Source organism: Streptomyces sp. NPDC030296, from assembly GCF_055572815.1.
Genome location: NZ_JBVICQ010000024.1, coordinates 43,204 through 67,612 on the forward strand (window position 1 = coordinate 43,204; position 24,409 = coordinate 67,612).

Consider the following 24,409-nt stretch of genomic DNA (forward strand, 5'->3'; position numbering starts at 1 on the left):
GATCCGCGGCGCGCGAGCGCCCAGGATCACCCATCGGCCCCGCGCGCGCCCGGCACCGGCGTCACCCCCTCGCCGAAAGGTCCCCCTCCATGCGCATTCTCGGAATCAACGCGCTGTTCCACGACCCCGCAGCCGCGCTCGTCATCGACGGCCGTACCGTCGCCGCCGCCGAGGAGGAGCGGTTCTCCCGCCGCAAGCACGGCAAGCGGCCGGTGCCGTTCGCCGCGTGGGAACTGCCGGAGAAGGCCGCCGCCTGGTGTCTGACCCGGGCGGGCCTGCGCCCCCAGGACCTCGACGCGGTCGCCTACTCGTACGACCCCCGGCTCGCCCGGCCCGCCGATGAGTTGGGGCTCGACGACCCATGGGACCATCTGCGGCAGACCTACGCGCGGGAGGCCCCCGGCTTCCTCAGCACCGCGCTGCCCGGCCTGGATCCCGGCATCGTCCGCTTCGTCCCGCACCACATGGCGCACGCCGCGTCGAGCGCGTTCGGCGCGCCCGACGCCGGGGACTCCTCGGTGCTGGTGCTGGACGGCCGCGGTGAACGCGCCTCGCACCTGGCCGCCCGCCGCACCGGCGACCGGCTGGAGGCGCTGTACGCGCAGGAACTGCCCCATTCCCTGGGGCTGGTGTACGAGGAGCTGACCGAGCATCTGGGATTCCTGCGCTCCTCCGACGAGTTCAAGGTGATGGCCCTCGCCTCCCACGGGACCCCGCGCATGCTGTCCGAGCTGCGCCGGTACGTGCACCCCACCGGTGACGGCGGGTTCCGTGCCACGGGCGTGCCCTGGAACGAGCTGTGCGCGCCGCGCGGCCCCGACGAGCCGTGGACACGGGAGCACGCCGATGTGGCGGCGAGCGCCCAGGCGGTCCTGGAGGAGACGCTGCTGGACCTGGTGCGCTGGCTGCACGGCCGGACCCACGACAGCACGCTCACCCTGGCCGGCGGTGTCGCCCTGAACTGCGTCGCCAACTCGCGGATCGCCCGTGAGGGGCCCTTCTCCCGGGTGTGGGTGCAGCCCGCGGCCGGTGACGCCGGAACGGCCCTCGGCGGGGCACTGCTGCTCGCGGCCGAGCAGGGCGACGACCCGGAACCGATGCCGGGCGCCGATCTGGGCCGCGACTGGTCGGACGCCGAGCTGGGGGCGTGGCTGAAGACGGCGGGCGTGCCGTTCGAGCGGCCCGCGGACATCGCGGCCACCGTGGCGCGGGCGCTGGCGGACAACGGCATCGTCGCCTGGTTCCAGGGCCGTTCCGAGTACGGGCCGCGCGCGCTCGGCCACCGCTCCCTGCTGGCGCACCCCGGTCACGCCGGGAACCTGGAGCGCCTCAACGACGTCAAGGGCCGCGAACAGTTCCGGCCGGTGGCGCCCATGGTGCTCGCCGGGCGGGCCGGGGAGATCTTCGACGGTCCGCTGCCGAGCCCGTACATGCTGTTCGTGCACGACGTGGCCCCCGAGTGGCGTGAGCGCATACCGGCGGTCGTGCACGTGGACGGTACGGCCCGCATCCAGACCGTGGACGCGGGGCGGGAGCCGCTGGTGGCCCGCATGCTCGGGGAGTTCGAGCGGCTGACGGGGCTGCCGGTCGTCGTCAACACCAGCCTCAACACGGCGGGCCGTCCGATGGTGGACGATCCGCGCGACGCCCTGGAGTGCTTCGGCTCCTCCCCCGTCGACCTGCTCGCCATCGGACCGTACGCGGTGCGCCGGCCGGGCTTGTTCGGCACCGCCGGGGGCGAGGAGGTGGCACGATGAGCGAGTTCACCCGTCAGGGGCGGCGCCCCGGCGCGCGCGGCTACTCCGGTGACGGCGGCGGCGCGTACGCCGTGGTGGTCCCGACCCTGGGGCGGCCGAGCCTGGGGGCGTGTCTGGACGCGCTCGCCCGGTGCGAGGGGCCGATGCCGGTGCGGGTGGTCGTCGTCGACGACCGTCCCGAGCCGGACGTGCCCCTGGAACACGAGGTCCCCCCGGCGCTGCGGGAACGGACGACCGTGGTGAGGGGCCGCGCGGCCGGTCCGGCCGCCGCCCGCAACACGGGCTGGCGGGCCGCCGGCGCGGTGCCCTGGATCGTGTTCCTCGACGACGACGTGGTGCCCGGCCCCTGCTGGGCGGACGACCTCGCCCTGGACCTCGCGACGGCGCCCCCGGACAGCGCCGGGGTCACCGCCCGGATCGAGGTGCCCCTGCCGGCCGGGCGGCGGCCCACGGACTGGGAGCGGAACACGGCCGGCCTGGCGTCGGCCCGCTGGATCACCGCCGACATGGCCTACCGGCGGGAGGCGCTGGAGGCCGTGGACGGCTTCGACGAGCGGTTCCGGCGGGCCTTCCGGGAGGACGCGGACCTCGCGCTGCGCGTCCTCGGCGCGGGCTGGACGCTGACCGCCGGGACCCGGGTCACGCGGCACCCGGTGCGGCCCGCGGACCGCTGGGTCTCCCTGCGGCTCCAGGCGGGCAACGCGGACGACGTGCTGATGACCCGGCGGCACGGCCGTGACTGGTGGGAGCGGGCGGGAGCACGACGGGGACGGCTGCCCGGGCATCTGGCGGTGACGGCGCTCGCCGTGACAGGGCTGGCCTGCGCCGTCCTCGGCCGACCCCGTGGCGCGGCGCTGTGCGCGGCCGGATGGCTGGCCGGTACCGCCGAGTTCGCGCTGGCCCGGATCCTGCCGGGGCCGCTCACCCGCGACGAGGTCCTGAGCATGGCGCTGACGAGTGCGGCCATCCCGCCCGCCGCCGTCTGGCACCGGCTGCGTGGACACGTCACGCACCGGGGCGCGGCGCGGTTCCGGCCGGCGGGGCCCTCGACGCGGATGGCCCTGGAGGAAGGGGTGGCCTCATGACCGGTGTCCCGGGACGCCCCTGGCTGTTCGGCACGCCCGCTCCGGTCGCGGGCGGGACCGGTGCCGGCCTCCCGGAGGCCGTCCTCTTCGACCGGGACGGCACGCTCGTCTCCGACGTCCCCTACAACGGCGACCCCGAGCGGGTCGAGCCGCTGCCCACGGCACGGGAGGCCGTCGCGGCCGTACGCGCGCGGGGCGTGCCGGTCGGGGTCGTGAGCAATCAGTCGGGCGTCGCCCGGGGCCTGCTGACCTACCGCCAGGTGGACGCCGTACGGCGGCGCGTCGACGCCCTCCTCGGCCCGTTCGACGTCTGGGCGGTGTGCCCGCACGGCCCGGACGACGGCTGCGGATGCCGCAAGCCCGCGCCGGGCCTGGTGCTCGCCGCGTGCGCCCGGCTCGGCGTACGGGCCGCGCGGACGGTCGTCATCGGCGACATCGGCTCCGACCTGGCCGCCGCCCGCGCCGCGGGCGCGCGCGGGGTGCTGGTGCCGACGCCCGTGACCCGGCCCGAGGAGATCACCGACGCCGACCACGTCGCCCCCGACCTGGCGACGGCCGTACGGTTCGCGCTGGACCCGGCGACCGGTGGTGGCCGCACGACCGCCGTCGCCCCCGGGACCCGAGGCAGCAACCCGTCCGCTGTCGCCCCAGGGGACGGTGGTGGCCGCCCGGCCGCCGTCACGGGAGGCCGGCCATGAGCGCCACCACCGCCCTCCCCCGCAGCCTCGTCGTGCGTCTGGACAGTGCTGGTGACGTGCTGCTGGCCGGTCCCGCCGTCCGCGCGGTCGCTGCGGGTTCCTCCCGCACCACGCTGCTGTGCGGGCCGCAGGGAGTCGCGGCGGCACGGCTGCTGCCGGGCGTGGACGAGGTGCTCGTGCACGACGCGCCGTGGGTGGGACTGGAACCGGCCCCCGTGTCGCGGTCCGCCACCGACCGGCTGGTAGAGGAGGTGGCGGCCCGCCGCTTCGACCGCGCCCTGGTGCTGGTGTCGTACCACCAGAGCCCGCTGCCGACGGCACTGCTGCTGAAGCTGGCCGGGGTGGGCCAGATCGCCGCCGACAGCGAGGACTACCCCGGCGCGCTGCTCGATCTGCGCCACCGGCGGCTGCCGCACCGTCACGAGGCCCTGGCGGCCCTGGACCTGGCGCGGGACGCTGGCTGCGCGCTGCCGCCCGGCGACGACGGGGCACTGCGCGTCCTGCCGCCCCCGGACATGACGCCGCTGACCGGGACCGAACCGTACGTGGTGCTGCATCCGGGGGCCGCGGTACCGGCCCGCGCCTGGAGTCCCGGCCGGGCGGCACGGGCCGCGGCCGCCCTGTCCGCGGCGGGCCACCGCGTGGTGGTCACCGGAGGACCGGACGAGCGGGACCTCACCTCGTACGTCGCCGGCGGGCACGCCCTCGACCTCGGCGGCGCCACCGATCTGCGGCAGCTGGCGGGGGTTCTGGCCGGGGCGCGCGTGATGGTGGCCGGCAACACCGGGCCGACGCATCTCGCCGCCGCGGTGGGGACCCCCGTGGTCTGTCTTTTCGCGCCGGTGGTGCCGGCCGAACGCTGGCGCCCGTACGGCGTGCCGCACGTCCTGCTCGGGGACCAGGGCGCCGCGTGCGCCGGGAGCCGGGCCCGGCGGTGCCCGCTGCCGGGACACCCCTGCCTCGACGGTGTCGGCGACCGGCAGGTCCTCGCCGCCGTCTCGGCCCTCGGCGACAGGGCGAACGACCGCGCCGAGCGGACCGCCCGCCCCGGCCCGTGGAGCCGCGACGCGGCGCCGCCGGGCCGCGCGGGCGACCGTGCGACGGAACGAGGAGCGACCGTATGAACATCCTGCTGTGGCATGTGCACGGCTCCTGGACGACGGCCTTCGTGCAGGGCCCCCACACCTGTCTCGTTCCCGTGACGCCCGACCGGGGGCCGGACGGCCTCGGCCGCGCCCGGACGTTCTCCTGGCCGGCCTCGGTGCGCGAGGTGCCGCCGGAGGAGCTGCGGGAGAGGCCGGTGGACCTGGTGCTCCTCCAGCGGCCGCACGAACTCGCCCTCGCCGAGCGCTGGCTGGGCGGCCGACGCCCCGGGCGCGATGTGCCCGCCGTCTACCTGGAGCACAACGCGCCGGACGGCGACGTACCGGGGACCCGGCACCCGTACGCCGACCGCGACGATCTGACGCTGGTCCACGTCACCCACTTCAACCGGCTGTTCTGGGACTGCGGTACCACTCGTACGGAGGTGATCGAGCACGGCGTCGTCGACCCCGGGCACCAGTACACGGGACGGCTCCCCCGCGCGGCCGTCGTCGTCAACGAACCCGTACGGCGCGGCCGGTACACCGGCACCGACCTGCTGCCCGCCCTGGCGGAGGCGGCGCCGCTGGACGTGTTCGGCATGGGCACCGAGGGGCTGGCCGCTCACCTCGGCCTGCCGGAGGACCGCTGCCGCTCCGCCGACCTGCCCCAGAACCATCTGCACCCCGCCATGGCCCAGCGCCGCCTGTATCTGCACCCGGTGCGCTGGACGTCCCTCGGCCTGTCCCTGCTGGAGGCGATGCATCTGGGGATGCCGGTCGTGGCGCTCGCGACCACCGAGGCCGTCGAGGCGGTCCCGGCGGGCGCGGGCACCCTCTCCACCCGGCCCGAGGTGCTCGCCCGGGCCGTACGGCACTACCTGGAGGACCCCGCGGCGGCGGCCGAGGACGGCGCGCGTGCCCGGCAGGCGGCCCTCGAACGGTACGGACTCAAGCGCTTCCTGGACGACTGGGAGCGCGTGTTGACGGAGGCCCGCTCATGAACTCGATCCTGACCCCCTTCCGGCTCGGCGGCATCGCCTCCCCTCCGCGGTCCAGGTCCATCGCCCTGGTCTCGGAGCACGCGAGTCCGCTCGCCGTCCTCGGCGGGGTGGACGCGGGCGGCCAGAACGTCCACGTCGCCGCCCTCGCCGCCGCGCTCGCCGACCGGGGCCACGAGGTCACCGTGTACACCCGCCGGGACGCGCCGGACCTGCCCGACGAGGTGCCGCTGCGCCAGGGGGTGACGGTGCACCATGTGCCCGCAGGCCCCCCGGAGTCGCTTCCCAAGGACGAACTCCTGCCCCACATGGGGGAGTTCGGACGCTACCTCGCCCAGGTGTGGCGGTCGGGGTCGCCGGACGTGGTCCACTCGCACTTCTGGATGTCGGGCGTCGCCGCCCTGCGGGCCACCCGTGAGCTGGGGCTGCCGCTGCTGCACACGTACCACGCCCTCGGCACGGTGAAGCGACGGCACCAGCAGCTCGCCGACACCAGTCCGCCGCAGCGGATCGCGCTGGAGCGGGAGGTGGGTCTCGCCTGCGACCGGGTCGTGGCGACCTGCCGGGACGAGGTCGACGAGCTGGCCCGCATGGGAGTCCCGTCGAGCAAGGTGAGCGTCGTGCCCTGCGGGGTCGACACGGCGCTGTTCACCCCGCGCGGTCCGGCCATGGCACGCGGGCCCCTCCCCCACCGGGTGCTGCAACTGGGTCGCCTGGTGCCGCGCAAGGGCGCCGCCGTCTCGATCACCGCCCTCGCCCAACTGCCCGACACCGAGCTGGTCGTGGCCGGCGGCCCCCCGGCGGACCGGCTGGACGACGACCCGGAGGTCCGCAGGCTGCGTGCCCTCGCCGACGAGGTGGGCGTCGCCGACCGGGTCCGCTTCACGGGCGGCGTGCCCAGTCGGGAGGTGCCGCCGCTGCTGCGCGGCGCGGACGTGGTGGTGTGCCCCGCGGACTACGAGCCGTTCGGCATCGTGCCGCTAGAGGCGATGGCCTGCGGCCGGCCGGTGGTCGCCAGTACGGTGGGCGGTCAGCTCGACACGGTCGCCGACCCCGGCACCGGGCGGCTGGTGCCGCCCCGGCACCCCGAGGCGCTGGCCGCTGCCGTCGGCGAACTCCTCGCCGATCCCGAGGCCCGAGCCGCGTGCGGGGAGACGGGCCGGCGCCGCGTCCTGCGCCGCTACTGCTGGGACCGGGTGGGCCTGGCCACCGAGGCGGCCTACGAGCAGGTCGTCGACGCCCGGCCCGCCATGACCGGCGTGGTCTGACGGCCCCGCCACGGCATTCCGAACGCGAACCCCCACAGGTCCGTCCGACCGCGAACCCCCACAGGTCCGAAGGAGGTGCGGGTCAGGCCGCCGTCCCCTCGGGACGCGGCGCACCCGATCGCCATGACCGAATCCCGTGCACTGGACGCCGCTCACCTGCACTGCCGCTCCCTCGAACAGGCGCTCGGCCGACTCCGGCGGGACGGCCTCGGCCGGATCGCGGAGTGGGGTGGGCACCTCGCCGACGTCCTGCCGGCCGGCGGTCGGCTGCTCGCGGCGGGCAACGGCGGCAGCGCCGCCCAGGCCCAGCACCTCACCGCCGAACTCGTGGGCCGCTACCAGCGGGAACGGCCCGCGTACTCGGCGATCTCCCTGCACGCCGAGACATCGAGCGTGACCGCCATCGGCAACGACTACGGCTTCGACCACGTCTTCGCCCGGCAGGTCGCGGCGCACGGCCGTCCCGGCGACGTGCTCCTGCTGCTGTCCACGTCCGGTCGCAGCGCCAACCTGATCACAGCGGCCGTCACCGCCCGCCGGGCCGGACTGCGGGTCTGGGCGATGACGGGGCCCTCACCCAACCCGTTGGCCGACGCGGCCGACGAGACGCTGGCCGTCGACGCCGCCAGCACCGCGACCGTCCAGGAGACCCATCTGGTCGCGGTCCACCTGCTGTGCGAGTGCTTCGACGCCGCGGTCGCCGCGCCACCGCTCGGCGCGACCGTGGCCCCGGACGCCCGGCGTCCGGGCCCGGTACCGGTCCGCGGGAGGGCGTCATGACCGGGGTGCACCGGACGGACGGCGTACGGCGGGCGGCGGCGGGCAGGGCACGCGGAGCCTCCGGGCCGCTGGTGGTCGTGGGGGACACGCTGCTGGACGAGGACGTGGAGGGCACGGCCACCCGGCTGGCCCCTGACGCGCCGGCGCCCGTCGTCGATGTCACCGGCAGTCGGCGCCGCCCCGGCGGGGCCGGGCTGGCCGCTGTTCTGGCCGCCGCTCTGGCGGCCGGCGACGGCCGTGAGGTGGTGCTGGTGACCGCGCTCGGCGCGGACGAGGCGAGCGACGTCGTACGACGGGAGCTGCGCGGCCGGGTCCGGCTCGTGGAACTCCCCCTGGAGGGCACCCTCCCCGTGAAGACGCGGGTCCTCTCGGCCGGCCGTCCCCTCGTGCGGATGGACCGGGGCGGCGGCACGCCCGGCGCTCCCTGTGCCGCCGTACGGGAGGCCCTGGACCGGGCCGGCGCGATCCTCGTCGCCGACTACGGACGCCGCACCGCCGACGCCGTACGGGACCACCTGGCGGCCGTCGCACCGCACACACCGCTGGTCTGGGACCCCCACCCCCGGGGCGGGGCGCCCGTGCCCGGCGCCCGGCTGGTGACGCCGAACGCGGCGGAGGTACGGGGACTGTGCCCCGAGAGGGGCGGCGGCAGGGGCATGGAAGCGGACCCTGCAGACGGCCGACAGGGGGCCGACGACCCCTCGCTGACAGGCGGGGCCGGTGACATCTCGCCGGCCCCGCCCGGTGCCGGTGACGCCACGCTGCGCGCGTACGCCGAGCGGGGTGCGGAGCTGGCCGCCCGGTGGCGGGCGGCCGGGGTCGCCGTGACGTTGGGTGAGCGTGGTGCGCTGCTGACGAGGCCCGGCGGCGGCACGCCCATGCTGGTTCCGGCGCCGTACCGGGCCGTCGGTGATCCGTGCGGGGCGGGCGACTGCTTCGCCGCGGCGACGGCCGTGGCGCTGGCGGACGGCGCGCTCCCGGAGGAGGCCGTCCAGCGGGCCGTCGCCGAGGCCGCCGCGTTCGTGTCGGCGGGCGGTGCCGGCAACCCCGGGCTGTGGCACCGGGACCGTCCGTCCCGCCCGGTGGACGAGCCCGTCGCAGACGCGTTCACGCTGGCTGAGCGGATCCGGGCGCGCGGGGGCACGGTGGTGGCCACCGGCGGCTGCTTCGACCTGCTGCACGCCGGTCATGTGGGGCTGCTGGAGAGCGCCCGGCGCATCGGCGACTGCCTGATCGTGTGCCTCAACTCCGACGCGTCCCTCGCCCGCCGCAAGGGCCCGGGGCGCCCCCTGACTCCGCAGGCGGACCGGGCCCGCGTCCTCACGGCCCTCGGCAGTGTCGACGCGGTCGTGGTCTTCGAGGAGGACACCCCCGAGGCGCTGCTGCGGCGGCTGCGGCCCGATGTGTGGGTCAAGGGCGGCGACTACGCCGTCCAGGACCTCCCCGAGGCGGAAGTCCTGCGCGGCTGGGGCGGCCAGGCGGTGGTCCTCCCCTACCTCGACGGCCGCTCCACGACCCTCCTGGCCCACCGGGCGGCCCGCGCCGCCGTACGCGTCGACCGGGCCGGCCCCGTCGCGTCGTCCGGAGGCTGAACGGTGGACAGCGCGGAACGGGATGAGTGGGCGCCGGTGGGCGTGGCGGGGCGTGGGGTCGCGCTCGTCCCGGTGGTGGGGCGTGGCCGTCCCGTCGTGCTGGTGCTGCGGGCGCTCGGGCTCGGGGACCTTCTCACCGCCGTACCCGCGTTGAAGGCGCTGCGACGGCGGCTGCCGGGCCACGAGACCGTACTGGCCGCCCCCGCGCGGCTGGCCCCGGTGGCCGCGGCGACCGGCCTGGTGGACCGGCTGCTGCCCACGTCCGCGGCCGGGCGGGAGGTCCCGGCGGACCTCGCGTGGACGGGACCGCCGCCCGATCTCGCGGTGGACCTGCACGGCAACGGCCCGCCCAGCCATCGGCTGCTCCAGCGGCTGCACCCCCGCCGGCTTCTCGCGTACGCGCACCCGGGAACGCCCGACGTGCTCGGGCCGGTGTGGCGGGAGGACGAGCACGAGCGGGAGCGCTGGTGCCGGCTGCTGCGCTGGTACGGCGTCGAGGCGGACCCGGACGACCTGGGCGTCCCGGCGCCGACGGCGCCCTCGCCGGCGCCGGGCGCGGTCGTCGTGCATCCCGGGGCGGACGCCGGGGCGCGTCGCTGGCCGGGGGAACGGTACGCGGCCGTGGCCGGAGAACTACGGCGCCGGGGGCACGAGGTGGTGGTGACGGCGGGGGCCGGTGAGGAGGCGGGGGCCCGTTATGTGGCCGCGGCGGCGGGACTGCCGCCGTCCGCCGTACTGGTCGGCGCGAACGGCGATCTGCCGTTCGACCGGCTCGCCGCGCTCGTCGCGGGCGCCCGCTGCGTGATCGTCGGTGACACGGGCCCGGCGCATCTGGCCACCGCCCTCGGCACACCGTCGGTCGTCCTGTTCGGCCCAGTGGCCCCCCGTCTGTGGGGACCCCCGGCCTCCCCGCGGCACCGCGTCCTGTGGCACCCCTGCGGCAACCCGTCCCCCCGCCCCGGCGACGCCCACGGCGACCTCCCCGACGAACGCCTGCTCCGCATCACGGCCGAGGAGGTCGTCACGGCCACGCTGGGTGTCCTCAACACCGAGCGGGGCGTCGCTGAGCCGGCCGGCGAGGCGAGGGAACTGGGCGGCCGGGCAGGCGCGCCAGCCGGCCGCGCCATGGCCCGGAAGGTGCTGCGGCCCGGAAGCACCGCGTTCCCGAGGCGCTCAGGCGAGGTGGCCGCGAGTGGAAAGAGGCCGGAACCCCTCCCCCCGACGGCTCCGATCCACCCGACGGCTCCGCTCCCGCCGCGGCCCGGTCCCGGAGACAACCGGTGATCCGCCGGGCCACGGGAAGGGGCGGGTCGGCTGTCGGTGGCGGCGCGCAACCCCCAACGCGGGGCGAACGGCACCGCCCGGGCGCCGGGACCTCAGGCCGCCGTGCGCAAGCCGGGACGTGCGGCTGCCGTCCGGTCGTCGGCGGGGAGTGGCTCGGCGAAGCCCCGTACCTCGTGTTCCTCGGCGTCCGGGACCAGGGCGGTCGTGGCCCGGCGGCGGCGCAGCGCGAAGCCCGCCGTGATGGCGGCCGCGATGAGGAGGCCGCCGGTGACGAGGGCACCGCGGGCGCCGGCGAGTTCCATGAGGAGGCCGAGCAATGGCGGACCGGCGAGGCCCCAGCCGGTGCTGATGCTGCCCCAGACACCGAGGACCCGGCCCCGCAGGTGGGCGGGCGGATCGGTCTGGAGGACGGTGGTGCCCGCCGTGTCGGAGACGGACTCCAGCACGGCCATCGGCAGGACGAGCACCAGGAGCACCGCGAGCGACGGGGAGAACCCGGCCACCGCCTGGAGCAGCGCGCCCCCGGCCGCCAGTACCCCGACGAGACGGACGGACGGGCTGCGCAGCCGGGCGCCGAGCACCGCGCCGAGGATGCCGCCCACGGCGAGCACGGTGGAGACCGTGCCGAACGCCCCGGCGCCGCCCGCGAGGGGCCCGGTGACGAGCACGGCGAGCGTCAGCCCGTAGTTCCGCCCGAACATCGAACTGATGCCGGTGATGCCGGCGAGCGCGACCAGCCGGGGCCGGCGGAAGAAGTAGGCCAGCCCCTGGCGGACGGTCATGTCGGTGTGGTGGCCGTGACGCTCGGCCGTGGCCGTCGGCCGCGTCTTCGTCCTCGCGCGTGTTCCCCGTTGCGCGGGGATCACGGGCTTGTCGGTGGTGACGGCGGCGACAGTGCCGGTCCCGGACGTCAGGACCGCCTCGTGCACGGGACGGAGGAACGGGATGACCGAGGCGACGAACAGGAAGGACAGCCCGTTGGCGGTGTACGCGGCCGCCGTCCCGAGGAACCCGACGGTCACCCCGGCCAGCGCCGTCCCGGCGAGCCGTCCGGCGCTGTGCACCAGCGAGCCGACGCCGATGGCGGAGGGCACGTCCTCCTTGCGGACGAGGTCGTTGCCGAGGAGCGCGCAGGCGGGCCCGTCGACCGTGGCGACGAGGCCGGTCACGGCGGCGAGCACCATCAGCACGGTCACATCGAGCCGGTCCGTGGTGACGAGGACGGCGGTCACGAAGGCCACCGCGCCGAGCACCGCCTGGCTGACCGCCGCGGTCGTCTTCCGGGGCCAGCGATCCACGGCGGCACCGCCCACGAGGCTGACGAGCAGCGCGGGCGCGGCCTGGACGGAGATCGACAGTCCGGTCGCGGCGGCGGAGCCGGTGATCTGCAGCACCAGGAGGTTCTGGACGGTGAGCTGCATCCACGTTCCGGCGTTGGACAGGAAGTTCGCGAGGGACCACCAGCGCATGCTGGGGTACTTCAGGGAACGCCAGGGGGAACGCGAGGCGGGAGCGGGCGCGCGGCCCGGAAGTGAAGAAGGCACAGTGAGCTACTCGGAGACGGGTCCGTGGACGCGGGCAGGGCGGGACGAGGGGTTCGGCTGCGAGGTCTCGGAACGCCGGCTGCGCTGCACGGCCGCTCCACCGGATGACTCCGGAGGCCGCCCCGGCGGGTCGGTGTCCCACGCCGGGTGCGGCGTGGGCCCGTCCCGGGCACGGCATCGCCCATCGTGGCAGACGGGAGGTGCGGGCCCCCGGAGGTCGGCGGTGAGCCCGCTCCCCCACCCACCCAACTGCCCGCCACCGAGGCGCCTTTGCCCGCTCAGGTGGGCTTGCTCACAGCCCCCCACCACCACCGAACCGCCTCCCGGGCCGGGAGTGACCGGGACAACACCGCGTCACCCCTTCCACGACCCACACCCTCGGTCGACCAGCCCTGAAAGGCGGTGCCCATGACATACGTGAGGCTCGTCCCGTCGGCCCCCCGCGTCTGGGAGCGGGCCCTGGTCACGGGAGGCGCCGGATTCCTCGGCTCGCATCTGTGCGAACGCCTGCTGGAGCGCGGTGTCGCCGTGGACTGCGTCGACGATCTCTCCACGGGGTCACCGGACAACATCGCCCATCTGCGGGGACGACCGGGCTTCCGCCTCGTCGTGCAGGACATCGCCGACCCCACGGCGCCCGACCCCACGGCGCCCGGCCTCATCGACCGGCTCGACGGCCCGTACGACGTGGTCCTCCACTTCGCGGGCCCCGCCGCCCCCGCCGACCGTCGTCGCCTCCCCCTGGAGACGCTGGAGGCGGGCAGCACCGGCACCCGCAACGCGCTGGCGGTGGCCTGCCGGGACGGGGCGCGGTTTCTCCTCGGATCGTCCTCGGCCGTCTACGGCCGCGCACGCGGTCATCCACAACGGGAGGACGATGTCGGCGGGGTCGATCCGGTGGGACCGCGCTGCGCGTACGAAGAGGCCCACCGGTTCTCCGAGGCACTGGTCACCGCGTACGCGGGCACGGACGGGGCGGACGCCGGGATCGTACGGGTGTTCAGCACCTACGGGCCCCGGATGCGGGCCGACGACGGCCGGGTGGTGTCCACGTTCATCCGGCAGGCGCTCGCCGGGGAGCCGCTGACGGTGACGGGGGACGGCCGCCAGACACGGTCGCTGTGCTTCGTGGACGACATCGTCGAAGGGGTGCTGCTGGTGGCGGCGGGCCGTTCGGTGCGCCCGGTCAACGTCGGCGGCGGCGAGGAGACGAGCGTGGTGACGCTGGCCCGCCGGGTGCTCGCCGTGACGGGCTCCGACTCTCCGCTGCACTTCGTCGATCGCCCCGCCGGCGAGGCCGAGCGCCGGGTGCCCGACACCACGTGGGCCCGTGAGCTGTTCGGCTGGACCCCGAGGGTGTCGTGGGAGGAGGGCCTGGAGCGGACGGTCGCCCACTTCACCCGGGGCGGCGGCGCGTTTCCGCGGGTGTGATCGGGTACTCGCTGCGTGCACCACCCACAACCGCAACAAAACACGCAAAGGTGTTCACGGGGGCCCCAGGGGTACCCGGTGGGGCCGTCGATTCCCGGCGGCCCGCGAGGTGCCCGGCACACGACCGCTCCACCACGCCGGGTCCACGTGGAGACCGTGAAGGAGCAACCCGATGAGTCATGCGACACGGACCCGGCACATCCCCACCCCCACCTCCACCCGGCGGACGGACACGCGGTTGCTCTCCGTCTACCTCAACGACCACTTGGCCGGCGCGACCGCCGGTACCGACCGCGCCCGCTATCTGGCCCGCTCCTGTCGGGGCACCGACCTCGGCCCGACCCTGGAGGCCATCGCCGGTGAGATCGCCAAGGACCGGCGCAGCCTGACCGACCTGCTCCACCGGTTGCACATCCCCGCGCGCCGGTACAAGGTCTGCGCGGGCTGGGCCGCCGAGAAGCTGGGACGACTGAAGGCGAACGGCAGGCTGGTGCGCCGCTCCCCGCTCAGCACGGTGATCGAACTGGAGATGCTGCGGATGGGAGTCACCGGCAAGATCGCGTGCTGGGAGGCCCTGCGGCAGCTCGCCGAGACCGACGAGCGCCTCGACCCCGACGTACTCGACGATCTCCTGCGCCGCGGCCACCGGCAGCTGAACGCCCTGGAGGAACTCCATCGCGAGCAGACCGCGTCCACCTTCCGCACCGCCGAACCGCACGGCCAGGGAGCACAGTGATGAGCGAACAGACCCCGTCCCAGGCAGAGGGAGAACCGGACACCGACACCGGCCGCGAACCGGCTCCTGACGAGCAGGTGCCCCGCACCACGCCGTCCCAGGCAGAAGGGGCACGCGATGACGAGCCCGAGAGCCAGGACGGCGACGGCGACGGCGACAGCAGTGGTGTGGGCGACAACCGCCCCTGACACGACGAACCCGACGACGCGATGAGCACCCGAGACCAACTTCCCGTCCTGCGGACCCTGGAGGAGCTCGCGGACCTGGTCCGGCACACCTCCGGTCTCCATGTCCGCTGGTCACACGGCCCCGACGCGGACCGTGACCTCGCCACGAGCAGGGACGGCCTCACCGGCGTACGGCTGCCGGGGCTGTCCGCCAACCCGCTCGACCTGGAGCCCTGGTGGGAGGACCGGCCGGTCGAACTCTGGGTGGCGCGCCGCCTGTACGACTACTCGCACCTTCCGCGCGAGAAGGGCCCGGGGGTCCGCCCGTGGATCCTGCGCGGCCGGGTGGAGGGCCGGGGGCCCGACAACGAACCGCTTCTAGGTGACATCGAGCCCGTCGGCTGGATCGACGAGGCGCTCATCAAGGAGGCCCAGGAGACGGTCGACCGCCAGGAAGGCGAATGGGGCCCGATGCAGCGTGACGGCGACGAGCCGTCCAAGGGCACCACCGAAGGCACCGACGTCGGTGACCACCGCGGGGAGACCTCCTACGGCTGAGGGATCTCCACAGCCCTCGCTGCGAGTTCGGCGAGGGGGGCTCCGGTCAGTCGGCACACCGTCCACTCCTCCAGGAGTTCCGCGCCGAGCGACTTGTAGAAGCCGATCGCCGGTTCGTTCCAGTCGAGGACCCACCACTCGAAGCGCTCGAAGCCGTCCCGTCGGCAGATCGCGGCGAGTGACGCGAGCAGGGCCTTGCCGTAGCCGCCGCCCCGGGCAGTCGGCCGGACGTAGAGGTCCTCCAGGTGCATGCCGCGCGTGCCGGTCCAGGTCGAGAACCGGGGGAACCACAGGGCGTAGCCCACGGTCCCGCCGGTCTCCTCGTCCTCGGCGATCAGGGCGTACGCGGCGGGGTGTTCGCCGAACAGGGCCTCGCGGAGCTGCTCCTCGGTCGCCCGGGCCTGCTCCACCGCCCTCTCGTACTCGGCGAGTTCGCGGATCATCGCGCGGATGTCCGCGACGTCGTTCACAGTCGCTGCCCGGATCATGCCGGAGATCATCGGTCACCGCATCGGGTGGTGTCCACCCTGTTTCGGGCGGGTCCGGCGGTGGGTTCAGACCAGCACGCAGTCCTGGATGACCTTGCGGGCCACCAGCCGCCGTGCTTCGTCCAGTTCGCTCTCGACGGCGTCGGCCTCCGGCCCGCCGAGGGTGACCACCGCCGGCCGTCCGGTGTCCCGGGGCAGCCGGGCGATACGCGGCTCGTCGGCGGCGGTACCGGCGTCGGTATCGGCCGTGCCGTCCGGCTCGCGGTCGGACAGGGCGGCCGTGTGGTCGACGATCTTCGTCCAGAAGCCCCGCTCCGCGTTCCGCACCGCCTCGCCGCGACCGAAGGTGCGGGTGGCGATGGCCAGGCGGTGCATCTCGGTGCGCACACTGTCGGCCGACCGCTGGTCGCGCAGCAGCGAGACCAGCGCCGGGGCGGAAGCGACACGGGCCGCCTCGGCGTCCGCCCGGAACTCCGCGTACCGCGCCGCCGGGACCGTGAGCCGGAGCAGCGCCCGCGTCAGGCCCTTCATCATCAGCTGCGGGATCCACAGCACGTAGTTGACGATCCGGCCGCGTTTCCTGAAGTCGCGTGTGGCCTCGGACATCTCGTCCGCGTGCGGGGTGCCGGGGGCCGCCGTCCAGATGCCCGCCGGTGCGTCGGCGCGGGCCGCCGCGAGTTCCATCCCACCGTTCAGGGAGGTGAGTGCCGTACCGACCAGCGAGCCCCGCCGGACGTCGCCGCCGAAGTACGCCAGCTCCTGGGCGAGCGCGGCGACCCGCTGCTGCGGGCGGGACGTCACCCAGAGCGGGAGCCCGATGTCCAGCACCCGCCGGCGCCGGACGCCGTACGTGCAGACCCGGACGGCGAAGTCCGAGGTGATCCTCACGGTGTCGACGCGGCGTTCGCCGACCTCGTCCGCGACGGCGTCCAGCAGGGTGAACAGCCCCGGGGCCTGGCCGCGGCGCAGGGTGGGCCAGTCGGAGGCGGGGGTGCCGTGGCGGGGGCGCAGTTGGGCGGCGACACCGAGCAGCACCAGCCCGATCAGCGGCTGCACGATCGTCGCCCAGCCGACCACGATCAGGGTCAGGCCGCCGATCACCAGCCCCGCCACGATGAGGTGCGCCGCGCACGCGACGCCGTAGGCGGCCGCCGTGGCCGCTCTGCCCTTGCCGGGCGGCGCGGTCCCCGCCGCGTCCGCCACCTGTGTCTGCCCCACCGCACCCTCCCCCGTCGGCTGCCGAGATCATGAGCGCGTGTACGGCGCCCCGGTACCCGAACGGGCGCCCCACGACGAGGGGCCCGGTGCTTCGTGCACCGGGCCCCTCGCTCGCGCAGTCCCCGTCCCCACGGGAAGGCGCGCTCACCACATGCCGCTCGCACGTGGGGTCGGAAATCGCCGTGACCGGGGGCCGTGGCCGTCCGCCGCGCAGGTCATCGCCGCTCCTGTGGGGACATCGTGGTACCCGTGGGGCCTGTGGGAAAAGAGGGGAAGGGAAGTTACTGAAGGGTCCTCACACCCCCTGCACACAAGGCGAGTTTGAACCGCCCCGGGCGAGCGGGACGCCGGTGGCGACCGGGGTGGCGAGGACCTGTCTAGGGGGTGAGTCCCGCCCGGTCGCAGGCGGTGCGGAGGGCCGGGGTGCAGATCTGGTCGACGGTGTAGACGCCGTCGTCGACGAGGGTCGGCTTGATGGTGCCGACCGTCACGGGGGTCGGCGCGAGGAGCACGGTGGGGATGTCCTCGGTGGTGGGACTGTCGGTCGTGGTGGTGGCGATGTCGTCGAGGTTCTCGCCGCGGCCCAGGGCGACGGCCATGCGGGCCGCCGCGGACGCCTCCGCCTGGAAGGGCTTGTACACCGTCATGGTCTGCTCGCCCGCGACGATGCGCCGTACGGCGTCGAGGTCGGCGTCCTGGCCGGTGACCGGTGGCATTTCGCGGACGCCGGCCTTCTTGAGGGCGGAGATGGCGCCGGCGGCGATCGCGTCGTTGGCCGCGAGGACTCCGTCGATGCGCCGGGGGCCGAGGGCGGCGATCGCGGCGTTCATGTTGGCGTGGGCGTTGTCCGTGCTCCACCCCTGGGTCTCGTACTCCCTGCCGATCTTCACCTCGCCCTTGAGGACGGACAGGGCGCCGTCCCGGTACCAGGCGGCGTTGGGGCTGGCCGGGTCGCCGTTCATCATGACGACGGTCCCGCCCCGCGCGTCGCGGCCCATCGCCTTCAGCAGCGCCGCGCCCTGGAGCCTGCCGACCTGGGCGCCGTTGAAGGAGACGTAACCCGATATCGGGCCCTCGGCGAGCCGGTCGTAGGCGACGACCGGGACGCCGGCACGGTGGGCCTCCTGGATGGAGGAGCGGACGGCCCGGGTGTCGGCGGCGTCGAGGATCAGCACCTTGGCCCCCTTGGTGATCATGGAGGTGACCTGGTCCCGCTGGCGGGCCGCGTCGTTCTCGGCGTTGGCGTACCGCGTGGTGCAGCCGGGGCACAATTGCTTGATCCGCTTCTCGATCAGCGGCTTGTCGAAGTGCTCCCAGCGGGGGATGGCTCCGCTCGGCAGGAGCAGACCGACGGTGAAGCCGCCGTCCCCGTTCGATGCGCCGTCGCCTCCGCAGGAGGCCAGGGACACCGCCATGAGCGCGGTGACGACGGCGGCCCCGACCTGTCCCGTACGTGTTCTCATGACAGGTCCCTCGGTTCCGTTCGGGTCCCCTGGTGCGCGGAGGCCGTGTCGTGTCGCGGTACGACGATCTCGCTCCACACCTGTTTGCCGCCCGCCACCGGCACCGTGCCGAAGGAGTCGGACATCGCCTCGACGAGCATCAGGCCCCGCCCGCCGGTCGACTCCCAGTCCACGATCACCGGCTTGGCCGGGGCGCGGGGCGAGGAGTCGCTGACGCAGACCCGTACCCGGTCGCCGCGCAGGGTGAGATCGATGCGTACGGGGCCCTGGGTGTGGACCAGGGCGTTGGTGACGAGTTCGGAGACGACCAGCAGCACCGCGTCGGCCACCTCCTGCGCGTGCCACCGGCGCAGGGTGCGCGCGGTGAAGCGGCGGGCGTGCATGACCGCGTCGGGCAGCCGCCACACCGCCCAGCCCGCCTTGACCGGCCGGGTGCGCATCCCGTCGTAGCGCAGCAGCAGCAGCGCCACGTCGTCCTCGCGGGGGCCGAAGTCGCCGAGGAGGGCGTCGGCCACCCGTCCGGGGTCCGCCGGGTCGGCGACGGTGAGCGAGGCGCGCATCCGGCGCATGCCCTCGTCCAGGGGCAGGTCGGCGGCCTCGACGAGGCCGTCGGTGACCAGCGCGAGCACCGCGCCGGGGACGATGGGCACGGCCGTCATGGGGAACTCGGCGTCCGCGAGGATGCCGAGCGGGGGCCCGCCCTCGACCAGGACCTCCTCGGTGCGGCCGTCGGGGTGGCGCATCATCGGCGAGAGGTGTCCGGCGCGGACGAAGAGGATGTTGTCCTCCTCCATGTCCAGTTCGGCGTAGCAGCAGGTGGCGAACAGGTCGGTCTCCATGCCGACGAGGAGCCGGTTGGCGTGCGAGATGACCACGTCGGGCGGGTGGCCCTCGACCGCGTAGGCGCGGACCGCGGTACGCATCTGGCCCATGATCGTCGCGGCGCCCGCGCTGTGTCCCTGGACGTCGCCGATGACGAGCGCCACCCGGTCCTCGGAGAGGGCGATGACGTCGTACCAGTCACCGCCGACCTGGAGGCCCTGTCGGGCGGGGACGTAGCGGGCGACGGCGATGCCGCCGGGCAGGTCGGGCAGGCGCCGGGGCAGCAGGCTGCGCTGGAGCATCGTCGCGAGTTCCTGCTCGGCGTCGTGCGCCTGCGCGCGTTTGAGCGCGTCGCCGACGAGCGCGGCGGTCGCGGTGAGCAGGGCCCGCTCCTCGGGCACGAACTCGTGCGGGCGGTCCCAGCCGATCAGGCAGACGCCGACGGCGCGGCCCTTGGCGGGCAGCGGCAGGACGGCCAGTCCGCCGTCGCCGATGCCGAGGAGCCCCGGTTCGAACTCGGTCCCGGCCGGCCACAGGTCCATGCGGCCGTCCCGCAGGGCGGTCTTGAGGGTGGGGAGGACGCTGATCGGCGCCTCGGGCCACTCGGTACGCCATTCGGCCCGCCATCTCTCGGGCCAGTAGGTGGTCTGGGGCGGGTCCAGCACGGTCACCACGAGCCGGTCGCCCTGGAGTTCGGCGAGCGCCACCCGGTCGGCGCCGAGGGGCTCCCGCAGCGCGCTGACCACGACGCGGCCGACGTCGCGGACGGTCGTGGCGTCGTCGAGGGCCGCCGTGAGCCACTGGATCCTGGCGACGTCGTCGGCGCTGCGGCGGAGTTCGGAGGTCGCCGTCACGATGCCCTGCACCCGTTCGGGCCGGCCGTCGGCTCCGGCGAGGACCCGGCAGCCGAGGCTCAGCCAGCGCATCCCGCCCGTGGGGCAGCGGACCCGGAACTCCAGTTCCCGGCGCTCGACGGCCTGGGTGGTGGGCTCCACCACGGACATCAGGGCGTGCATGTCCTCCGGGACGGCATGGGCCAGCAGGGTGTCCACCTTGCCGTCGAACTCGTCCGGGGTGATCCCGACCAGGTCGAGGAGGGTCTCGTCCGCCTCGATGAGACCGGTGTCCGGCACCAGGGTGAACGAGCCGACATGCATCCCGCGCAGGGCGGTGGTCAGTGGCGACGTCGGCATGGCACCGCCGTCCCCGGCACGCAGGACGTCGGCCACGGCGTCGGCGAACCGGCCGAGGAAGCCGCGCTGCTCGGGCTCGAAACCGGCGGTGGACGGCCCCACGACGACGAGGCAGCCCCGGCGGCCGCCCTCGGTCCGCAGGGGCAGGGCGCCCAGGGAGGCGCGGGTGTCCGGCGGCACCGGCCGGCCCTCCGGGTAGCCGGCCAGCCCCGCGGCGTCGAGCCAGAGCGGCCGGCCGGTGCGGACGGCGTGCGCGACGGCCGAGCCGCCGGACAGGGGCAGCCGGTCGGGCGGCGCGTACGCGGCGGTGGCGCGTCCCGCCGTCTCCACCAGCCGGAGTTCGGTGTCCGTGGGGCCGGCCGTGTAGACGGCGGCGAGCGCCGTCCCGGCGAACGTCAGCGCCCGTTCGCTCGCGGCGGCTTCCGGCAGCAGGGAGGGGTAGCGGGTGCCGGCGGCACCGTACCCGGACACCCGCCGCTCCGAGACCCCGGCCTGGACAGGGCCGTCATGGGACATGACCGCACCTTCCTCCCGTCCATGCCGCGAGCCCTGACAAGATCAGGCACTCACCTACCAGAATCGCATATACGGACCAACCGGACAGAACGGGCGGAGGGGTCGGCGGCTCAGCATTCGCAGAACATCGCGGCCGGTGACAAACTGACGACGTGGTCGCCCCGCCGCTTCCACGCGGTACGTCCCGAAGCCGGTGGCGCCGCTCCGCGACCGGACACGTCCCCGACCCCGCGGCGCACACGGGATCTGCCCCGCGCGCGGTGCGGGGCGACGCGGCGCAGGTCGAGGAGGTCTGTCACATGAAGGCCCGCATCCGGGACGCGGCCACCGCGGTGACCGCGGTCTCGACGGCCGTCGTCCTCAGTGCCTGCGGGGCCGACGACGCCTCCGACGACGCGTCGGGCGGGAGCGACGCCACGACGGTCGCCCTGCTGCTGCCGGACTCCACCACGGCGCGGTGGGAGACACAGGACAGTCTGCTGCTGGAGCGGGAGATCAAGGAGCGTTGCGCCGACTGCGCGGTCGAGCACGGCAACGCCAAGGGTGAGGTGGCCGCCCAGCAGGAGCAGATGGACTCGATGATCACCCGAGGGGTGGACGCCATCGTGCTCGTCGCCGTGGACTCCAAGGCGCTCGCGAGCTCGGTCGGGAAGGCGGCGGACGCGGGCATCCCCGTCATCGCCTACGACCGGCTCGTCGAGGGCCCCGTCTCGGGCTATGTCTCCTTCGACGGCGAGGAGGTGGGCCGGCTCCAGGGCCGGGCCCTCCTGACGGCCATGGGCGAGAGCGCCGGCGACAGCCAGATCGTCATGATGAACGGCGATCTCAGCGACCCCAACGCGGTGGCCTTCAAGAAGGGCGCGCTGTCCGTCCTCCAGGGCAAGGTGAAGATCGGCAAGGAGTACGACACCGCCCAGTGGCGGACGGAGACCGCGAACATGAACATGTCCACCGCCCTCGCCAGTCTCGGCGCCGAGTCCATCGACGGGGTCTACGCCGCCAACGACGGTCTCGCCGCCGGCAGCATCGCCGCCCTCAAGGCGAACAAGGTCGAGCCGCTGCCGCCGGTCACCGGGCAGGACGCCGAGCTGCGAGCGGTCCAGCGGATCGTCACCGGCGACCAGTACATGACGGTCTACAAGCCCTTCGCGCCGGAGGCCTCCGCCGGTGCCGCCATGGCGGTGGCGGCGGCCCGCGGGGACAGCCTCGGGGAGGTGGCCACGGACACCGTCACCACCGACGGCAGGACGGTGCCCGCCGTCATGCTCACCCCCATACCCGTGACCGCCGACACGATCGAGGACACGTTGGTGAAGGACGGCGCCTACACGGTCGAGCAGATCTGCACCCCCGCCGTACAGGCCGCCTGCGAACAGGTCGGCCTGACCTGACAGCCGGTCATGACCGGACCCCGCGCCCCGGTGAGGAGATGGTTGCCCGTGCCGAGTCCCCCGTTGCTGGCGCTGCGCGGTGTGTGCAAGCGCTTCGGCGTCGTCGACGTCCTCAAGGACGTCGAGCTGGAGATCCACGCCGGACAGGTCGTGGCCCTGCTGGGCGACAACGGGGCCGGCAAGTCCACGCTGGTCAAGGTGATCTCCGGGGTGGCCCCCGCGGACCGGGGGGTCATCGAGTGGGAGGGCGGCAGGGTCCACATCAGGCGCCCGCACGACGCCCGCGATCTCGGGATCGCCACCGTCTACCAGGACCTCGCGCTGTGCGGGAACCTCGATGTCGTCGGCAATCTGTTCCTCGGGCGGGAGATCCGCAGATTCGGGCTGCTCGACGAGGTGGAGATGGAGCGCCGCACCCGGCGTCTGCTGGACCGGCTGACCCGTGGCATCCCCGATCTGCGCGCCCCCGTCGTCGCGCTGTCCAGCGGTCAGCGGCAGACGGTCGCCATCGCCCGCTCCCTGCTGGGCGAGCCCCGTGTGCTGATCCTGGACGAGCCGACCGCGGCCCTGGGCCTGGAGCAGACCAACGAGGTCCTCGACCTCGTCGACCAGTTGCGCGACCGGGGTCTCGGGGTCCTGCTGATCAGCCACAACATGGGCGACGTCAAGGCGCTCGCGGACCGGGCGGCCGTGCTGCGCCTCGGCCGCAACAACGGCTTCTTCGACGTGAACACCGCGTCGCAGGAACAGATCATCGCCTGTATCACCGGGGCCACGGAGAACGTGCCCCGCCGGGTGGCCGCCCCCGAGGCGGGGTGGTGAGGGGGATGCGCGAGATGCGGGAGGAAGCGCGGACGGAGCCGACCGGATCAGGCACCGAGGTTCGTGAGCCACGACGCGGGCGGGCCGTCGCCGGGGCGACGGAGCGCGGGCTCGCCGTCCTCCGGCGCAAGCTGAGTTCGGGCGAGCTGAACTCGCTGCCCGTCGTCCTCGTCCTCGCCGCCGTCTGGATCACCTTCCAGATCCTCAACCGGAACTTCCTGTCGCCCCGGAACCTGTCCAACCTGAGCGTGGACATCGTGGGCACGGGGCTGATCGCCGTCGGCATCGTCTTCGTGCTGCTGATCGGCGAGCTGGACCTGTCGGTCGGCGCGATCAGCGGGCTCGCCGCCGCCGTCTTCGCCGTGCTGAACGTGAACAACGGTGTACCCGAATGGCTGGCACTGATCATCGCGGTGCTCGCCGGCACGGCCGCCGGCACCGTCCAGGGTTTCTCCTTCGCCAGGACCCGGGTGCCCGCGTTCGTCGTCACGCTGGCGGGCCTGCTCACCTGGAACGGGCTGATGCTCTACATCCTGGGCACCAGCGGCACCGTCAACCTCAGCGAGGACGGCATCGTCGCCCGGCTGACCAGCTACTACCTCAGCCAGGACGCCGTCGCCTACGGTGTGGCGGCGATCAGCGCCGTCATGGTGTTCGCCGCCGCCCATCAGGACCGACGGCGCCGTATGGCGGTCGGCATGCCGCACCGCTCGGTCACGGGCATCGCGGTGCGCACGGGCGTCGTGGCGGTGCCGGCGTTCGCCATCGCCTACGTCCTCAACCGCTTCCAGGGGCTGCCGCTCGCCCTGCTGGTGTTCCTGGTGGTGGTGGCCGGCCTCGACATCGTGCTCCGCCGCACCCATTACGGACGGCAGGTGTACGCGCTCGGCGGCGGCGTCGAGGCCGCGCGGCGCGCCAGCCTCAATGTGGCCGGCGTCCAGACGGCGGTGCTGGCGGTGTCGGGCACCATGGCCGGGATCGGCGGCCTCTTCCTCGCCTCCCGCATCACGTCGGTGAGCCAGAGTTCCGGCTCGGGCGTGCTGCTGCTCAACGCGATCGCGGCGGCCGTCATCGGCGGTACCAGCCTGTTCGGGGGCCGGGGCACGACCTGGTCGGCGGTGCTCGGCATGCTGGTCATCCAGTCGATCGCCTCCGGCATGGCCATCACGGACACACCGGTCGCCGTCCAGTTCATGATCACGGGCGGGGTGCTGTTCGCCGCCGTGGTCATCGACTCCTTCTCACGCCGCTCGCAGGAGGCACACGGGCGAGCGTGACGGCGTCGGGGCGGCCTTCGCCGTGCGCGCGGTTCGTGACGCACCCTTGACCGGGCCCCGCCCCACCCTGACCATGTTGCGTATTGTTCAATCCGTTGCTTCATACGCATCACGCTTCATCGGGGAGGACGTCGATGACCGTTCTGAACACGCCCCTGCACGAGCTGGACCCGGAGGTGGCGGCCGCGGTCGACGCCGAGCTGCACCGCCAGCAGTCCACCCTGGAGATGATCGCG

Annotated in this window: 21 protein-coding genes; 16 read left to right on the plus strand and 5 right to left on the minus strand. The window is 74.5% G+C overall.

Features of this window, described 5'->3' with window-relative positions; translation table 11 throughout:
- The first annotated feature begins 89 nt into the window (after positions 1-89).
- The 9 genes from ACZ4Z3_RS39350 (at position 90) to ACZ4Z3_RS39390 (ending at position 10,547) form a co-directional block, all read left to right on the plus strand.
- Positions 90-1,757: a carbamoyltransferase family protein gene (locus tag ACZ4Z3_RS39350; protein WP_468505556.1), complete on the plus strand. Its 1,668-nt coding sequence runs from the start codon at positions 90-92 to the stop codon at positions 1,755-1,757.
- Positions 1,754-2,842, plus strand: a complete 1,089-nt coding sequence (locus ACZ4Z3_RS39355) for a glycosyltransferase family 2 protein (RefSeq protein ID WP_468505557.1) — start codon at positions 1,754-1,756, stop codon at positions 2,840-2,842. Before ACZ4Z3_RS39350 ends, ACZ4Z3_RS39355 begins: the two co-directional genes overlap by 4 nt.
- A complete protein-coding gene (locus ACZ4Z3_RS39360; RefSeq protein WP_468505558.1) occupies positions 2,839-3,540 on the plus strand; it encodes a D-glycero-alpha-D-manno-heptose-1,7-bisphosphate 7-phosphatase in 702 nt (233 codons plus the stop codon). The genes ACZ4Z3_RS39355 and ACZ4Z3_RS39360 overlap by 4 nt, the downstream gene beginning before the upstream one ends.
- The gene (locus ACZ4Z3_RS39365) at positions 3,537-4,664 is read left to right on the plus strand and encodes a glycosyltransferase family 9 protein (RefSeq protein WP_468505559.1); all 1,128 of its coding nucleotides are present in this window, start codon (positions 3,537-3,539) and stop codon (positions 4,662-4,664) included. The genes ACZ4Z3_RS39360 and ACZ4Z3_RS39365 overlap by 4 nt, the downstream gene beginning before the upstream one ends.
- The gene (locus tag ACZ4Z3_RS39370) at positions 4,661-5,626 is read left to right on the plus strand and encodes a glycosyltransferase (protein WP_468505560.1); all 966 of its coding nucleotides are present in this window, start codon (positions 4,661-4,663) and stop codon (positions 5,624-5,626) included. The genes ACZ4Z3_RS39365 and ACZ4Z3_RS39370 overlap by 4 nt, the downstream gene beginning before the upstream one ends.
- Entirely contained in the window at positions 5,623-6,891 is a 1,269-nt protein-coding gene (locus ACZ4Z3_RS39375) for a glycosyltransferase (protein WP_468505561.1), read from the plus strand. The genes ACZ4Z3_RS39370 and ACZ4Z3_RS39375 overlap by 4 nt, the downstream gene beginning before the upstream one ends.
- 123 nt (positions 6,892-7,014) lie before the next feature.
- On the plus strand, positions 7,015-7,671 hold the full coding sequence (locus tag ACZ4Z3_RS39380; protein ID WP_468505562.1) for a D-sedoheptulose-7-phosphate isomerase: 657 nt from the start codon (positions 7,015-7,017) through the stop codon (positions 7,669-7,671).
- Positions 7,668-9,263 carry a D-glycero-beta-D-manno-heptose 1-phosphate adenylyltransferase gene (gene rfaE2 / locus ACZ4Z3_RS39385; RefSeq protein ID WP_468505563.1) on the plus strand — a complete coding sequence of 532 codons (1,596 nt, stop codon included), beginning with the start codon at positions 7,668-7,670 and terminating at the stop codon, positions 9,261-9,263. The genes ACZ4Z3_RS39380 and rfaE2 overlap by 4 nt, the downstream gene beginning before the upstream one ends.
- Before the next feature lie 3 nt (positions 9,264-9,266).
- Positions 9,267-10,547 (plus strand): glycosyltransferase family 9 protein, encoded by a 1,281-nt coding sequence (locus ACZ4Z3_RS39390; RefSeq protein ID WP_468505564.1) that lies wholly within the window; start codon positions 9,267-9,269, stop codon positions 10,545-10,547.
- Positions 10,548-10,639: 92 nt separating this feature from the next.
- Here ACZ4Z3_RS39390 and ACZ4Z3_RS39395 read toward each other — a convergent pair whose 3' ends face one another.
- Positions 10,640-12,016 (minus strand): MFS transporter, encoded by a 1,377-nt coding sequence (locus ACZ4Z3_RS39395; RefSeq protein WP_468505565.1) that lies wholly within the window; start codon positions 12,014-12,016, stop codon positions 10,640-10,642.
- 483 nt (positions 12,017-12,499) lie between these two features.
- On the opposite strand from ACZ4Z3_RS39395, the gene ACZ4Z3_RS39400 reads away from it, so the two are divergent.
- The 4 genes from ACZ4Z3_RS39400 to ACZ4Z3_RS39415 all read left to right on the plus strand — a co-directional run bounded on the left by ACZ4Z3_RS39400 (position 12,500) and on the right by ACZ4Z3_RS39415 (position 14,983).
- Positions 12,500-13,522: an NAD-dependent epimerase/dehydratase family protein gene (locus tag ACZ4Z3_RS39400; RefSeq protein WP_468505566.1), complete on the plus strand. Its 1,023-nt coding sequence runs from the start codon at positions 12,500-12,502 to the stop codon at positions 13,520-13,522.
- A gap of 172 nt (positions 13,523-13,694) precedes the next feature.
- Complete coding sequence (locus ACZ4Z3_RS39405) at positions 13,695-14,258, plus strand: hypothetical protein (protein WP_468505567.1); 564 nt, start codon at positions 13,695-13,697, stop codon at positions 14,256-14,258.
- Complete coding sequence (locus tag ACZ4Z3_RS39410; RefSeq protein WP_468505568.1) at positions 14,258-14,446, plus strand: hypothetical protein; 189 nt, start codon at positions 14,258-14,260, stop codon at positions 14,444-14,446. The genes ACZ4Z3_RS39405 and ACZ4Z3_RS39410 overlap by 1 nt, the downstream gene beginning before the upstream one ends.
- Positions 14,447-14,467: 21 nt before the next feature.
- Positions 14,468-14,983 carry a DUF6098 family protein gene (locus ACZ4Z3_RS39415; RefSeq protein ID WP_468505569.1) on the plus strand — a complete coding sequence of 172 codons (516 nt, stop codon included), beginning with the start codon at positions 14,468-14,470 and terminating at the stop codon, positions 14,981-14,983.
- Here ACZ4Z3_RS39415 and ACZ4Z3_RS39420 read toward each other — a convergent pair.
- The 4 genes from ACZ4Z3_RS39420 to ACZ4Z3_RS39435 form a co-directional block, all read right to left on the minus strand.
- Entirely contained in the window at positions 14,974-15,471 is a 498-nt protein-coding gene (locus ACZ4Z3_RS39420) for a GNAT family N-acetyltransferase (RefSeq protein ID WP_468505570.1), read from the minus strand. The two genes, ACZ4Z3_RS39415 and ACZ4Z3_RS39420, sit on opposite strands and share 10 nt — an antisense overlap.
- A gap of 66 nt (positions 15,472-15,537) precedes the next feature.
- Positions 15,538-16,689: a M48 family metallopeptidase gene (locus ACZ4Z3_RS39425; RefSeq protein ID WP_468505571.1), complete on the minus strand. Its 1,152-nt coding sequence runs from the start codon at positions 16,687-16,689 to the stop codon at positions 15,538-15,540.
- Positions 16,690-17,066: 377 nt separating this feature from the next.
- Positions 17,067-18,152, minus strand: coding sequence for a sugar ABC transporter substrate-binding protein (locus tag ACZ4Z3_RS39430; RefSeq protein WP_468505572.1), 1,086 nt, complete (start codon positions 18,150-18,152; stop codon positions 17,067-17,069).
- On the minus strand, positions 18,149-20,683 hold the full coding sequence (locus ACZ4Z3_RS39435; RefSeq protein ID WP_468505573.1) for a SpoIIE family protein phosphatase: 2,535 nt from the start codon (positions 20,681-20,683) through the stop codon (positions 18,149-18,151). Before ACZ4Z3_RS39435 ends, ACZ4Z3_RS39430 begins: the two co-directional genes overlap by 4 nt.
- 299 nt (positions 20,684-20,982) lie before the next feature.
- Between ACZ4Z3_RS39435 and ACZ4Z3_RS39440 the strand changes: the two genes are divergently transcribed.
- Genes ACZ4Z3_RS39440 through ACZ4Z3_RS39450 form a run of 3 tightly spaced genes read left to right on the plus strand, consistent with a single transcriptional unit; the run spans position 20,983 to position 24,173 of the window.
- Entirely contained in the window at positions 20,983-22,074 is a 1,092-nt protein-coding gene (locus tag ACZ4Z3_RS39440) for a sugar ABC transporter substrate-binding protein (RefSeq protein ID WP_468505574.1), read from the plus strand.
- A 48-nt stretch (positions 22,075-22,122) separates the two neighbouring features.
- Positions 22,123-22,896, plus strand: coding sequence for an ATP-binding cassette domain-containing protein (locus ACZ4Z3_RS39445; RefSeq protein ID WP_468505575.1), 774 nt, complete (start codon positions 22,123-22,125; stop codon positions 22,894-22,896).
- A gap of 14 nt (positions 22,897-22,910) precedes the next feature.
- Entirely contained in the window at positions 22,911-24,173 is a 1,263-nt protein-coding gene (locus ACZ4Z3_RS39450; RefSeq protein ID WP_468505576.1) for a sugar ABC transporter permease, read from the plus strand.
- Positions 24,174-24,409: the final 236 nt, after the last annotated feature.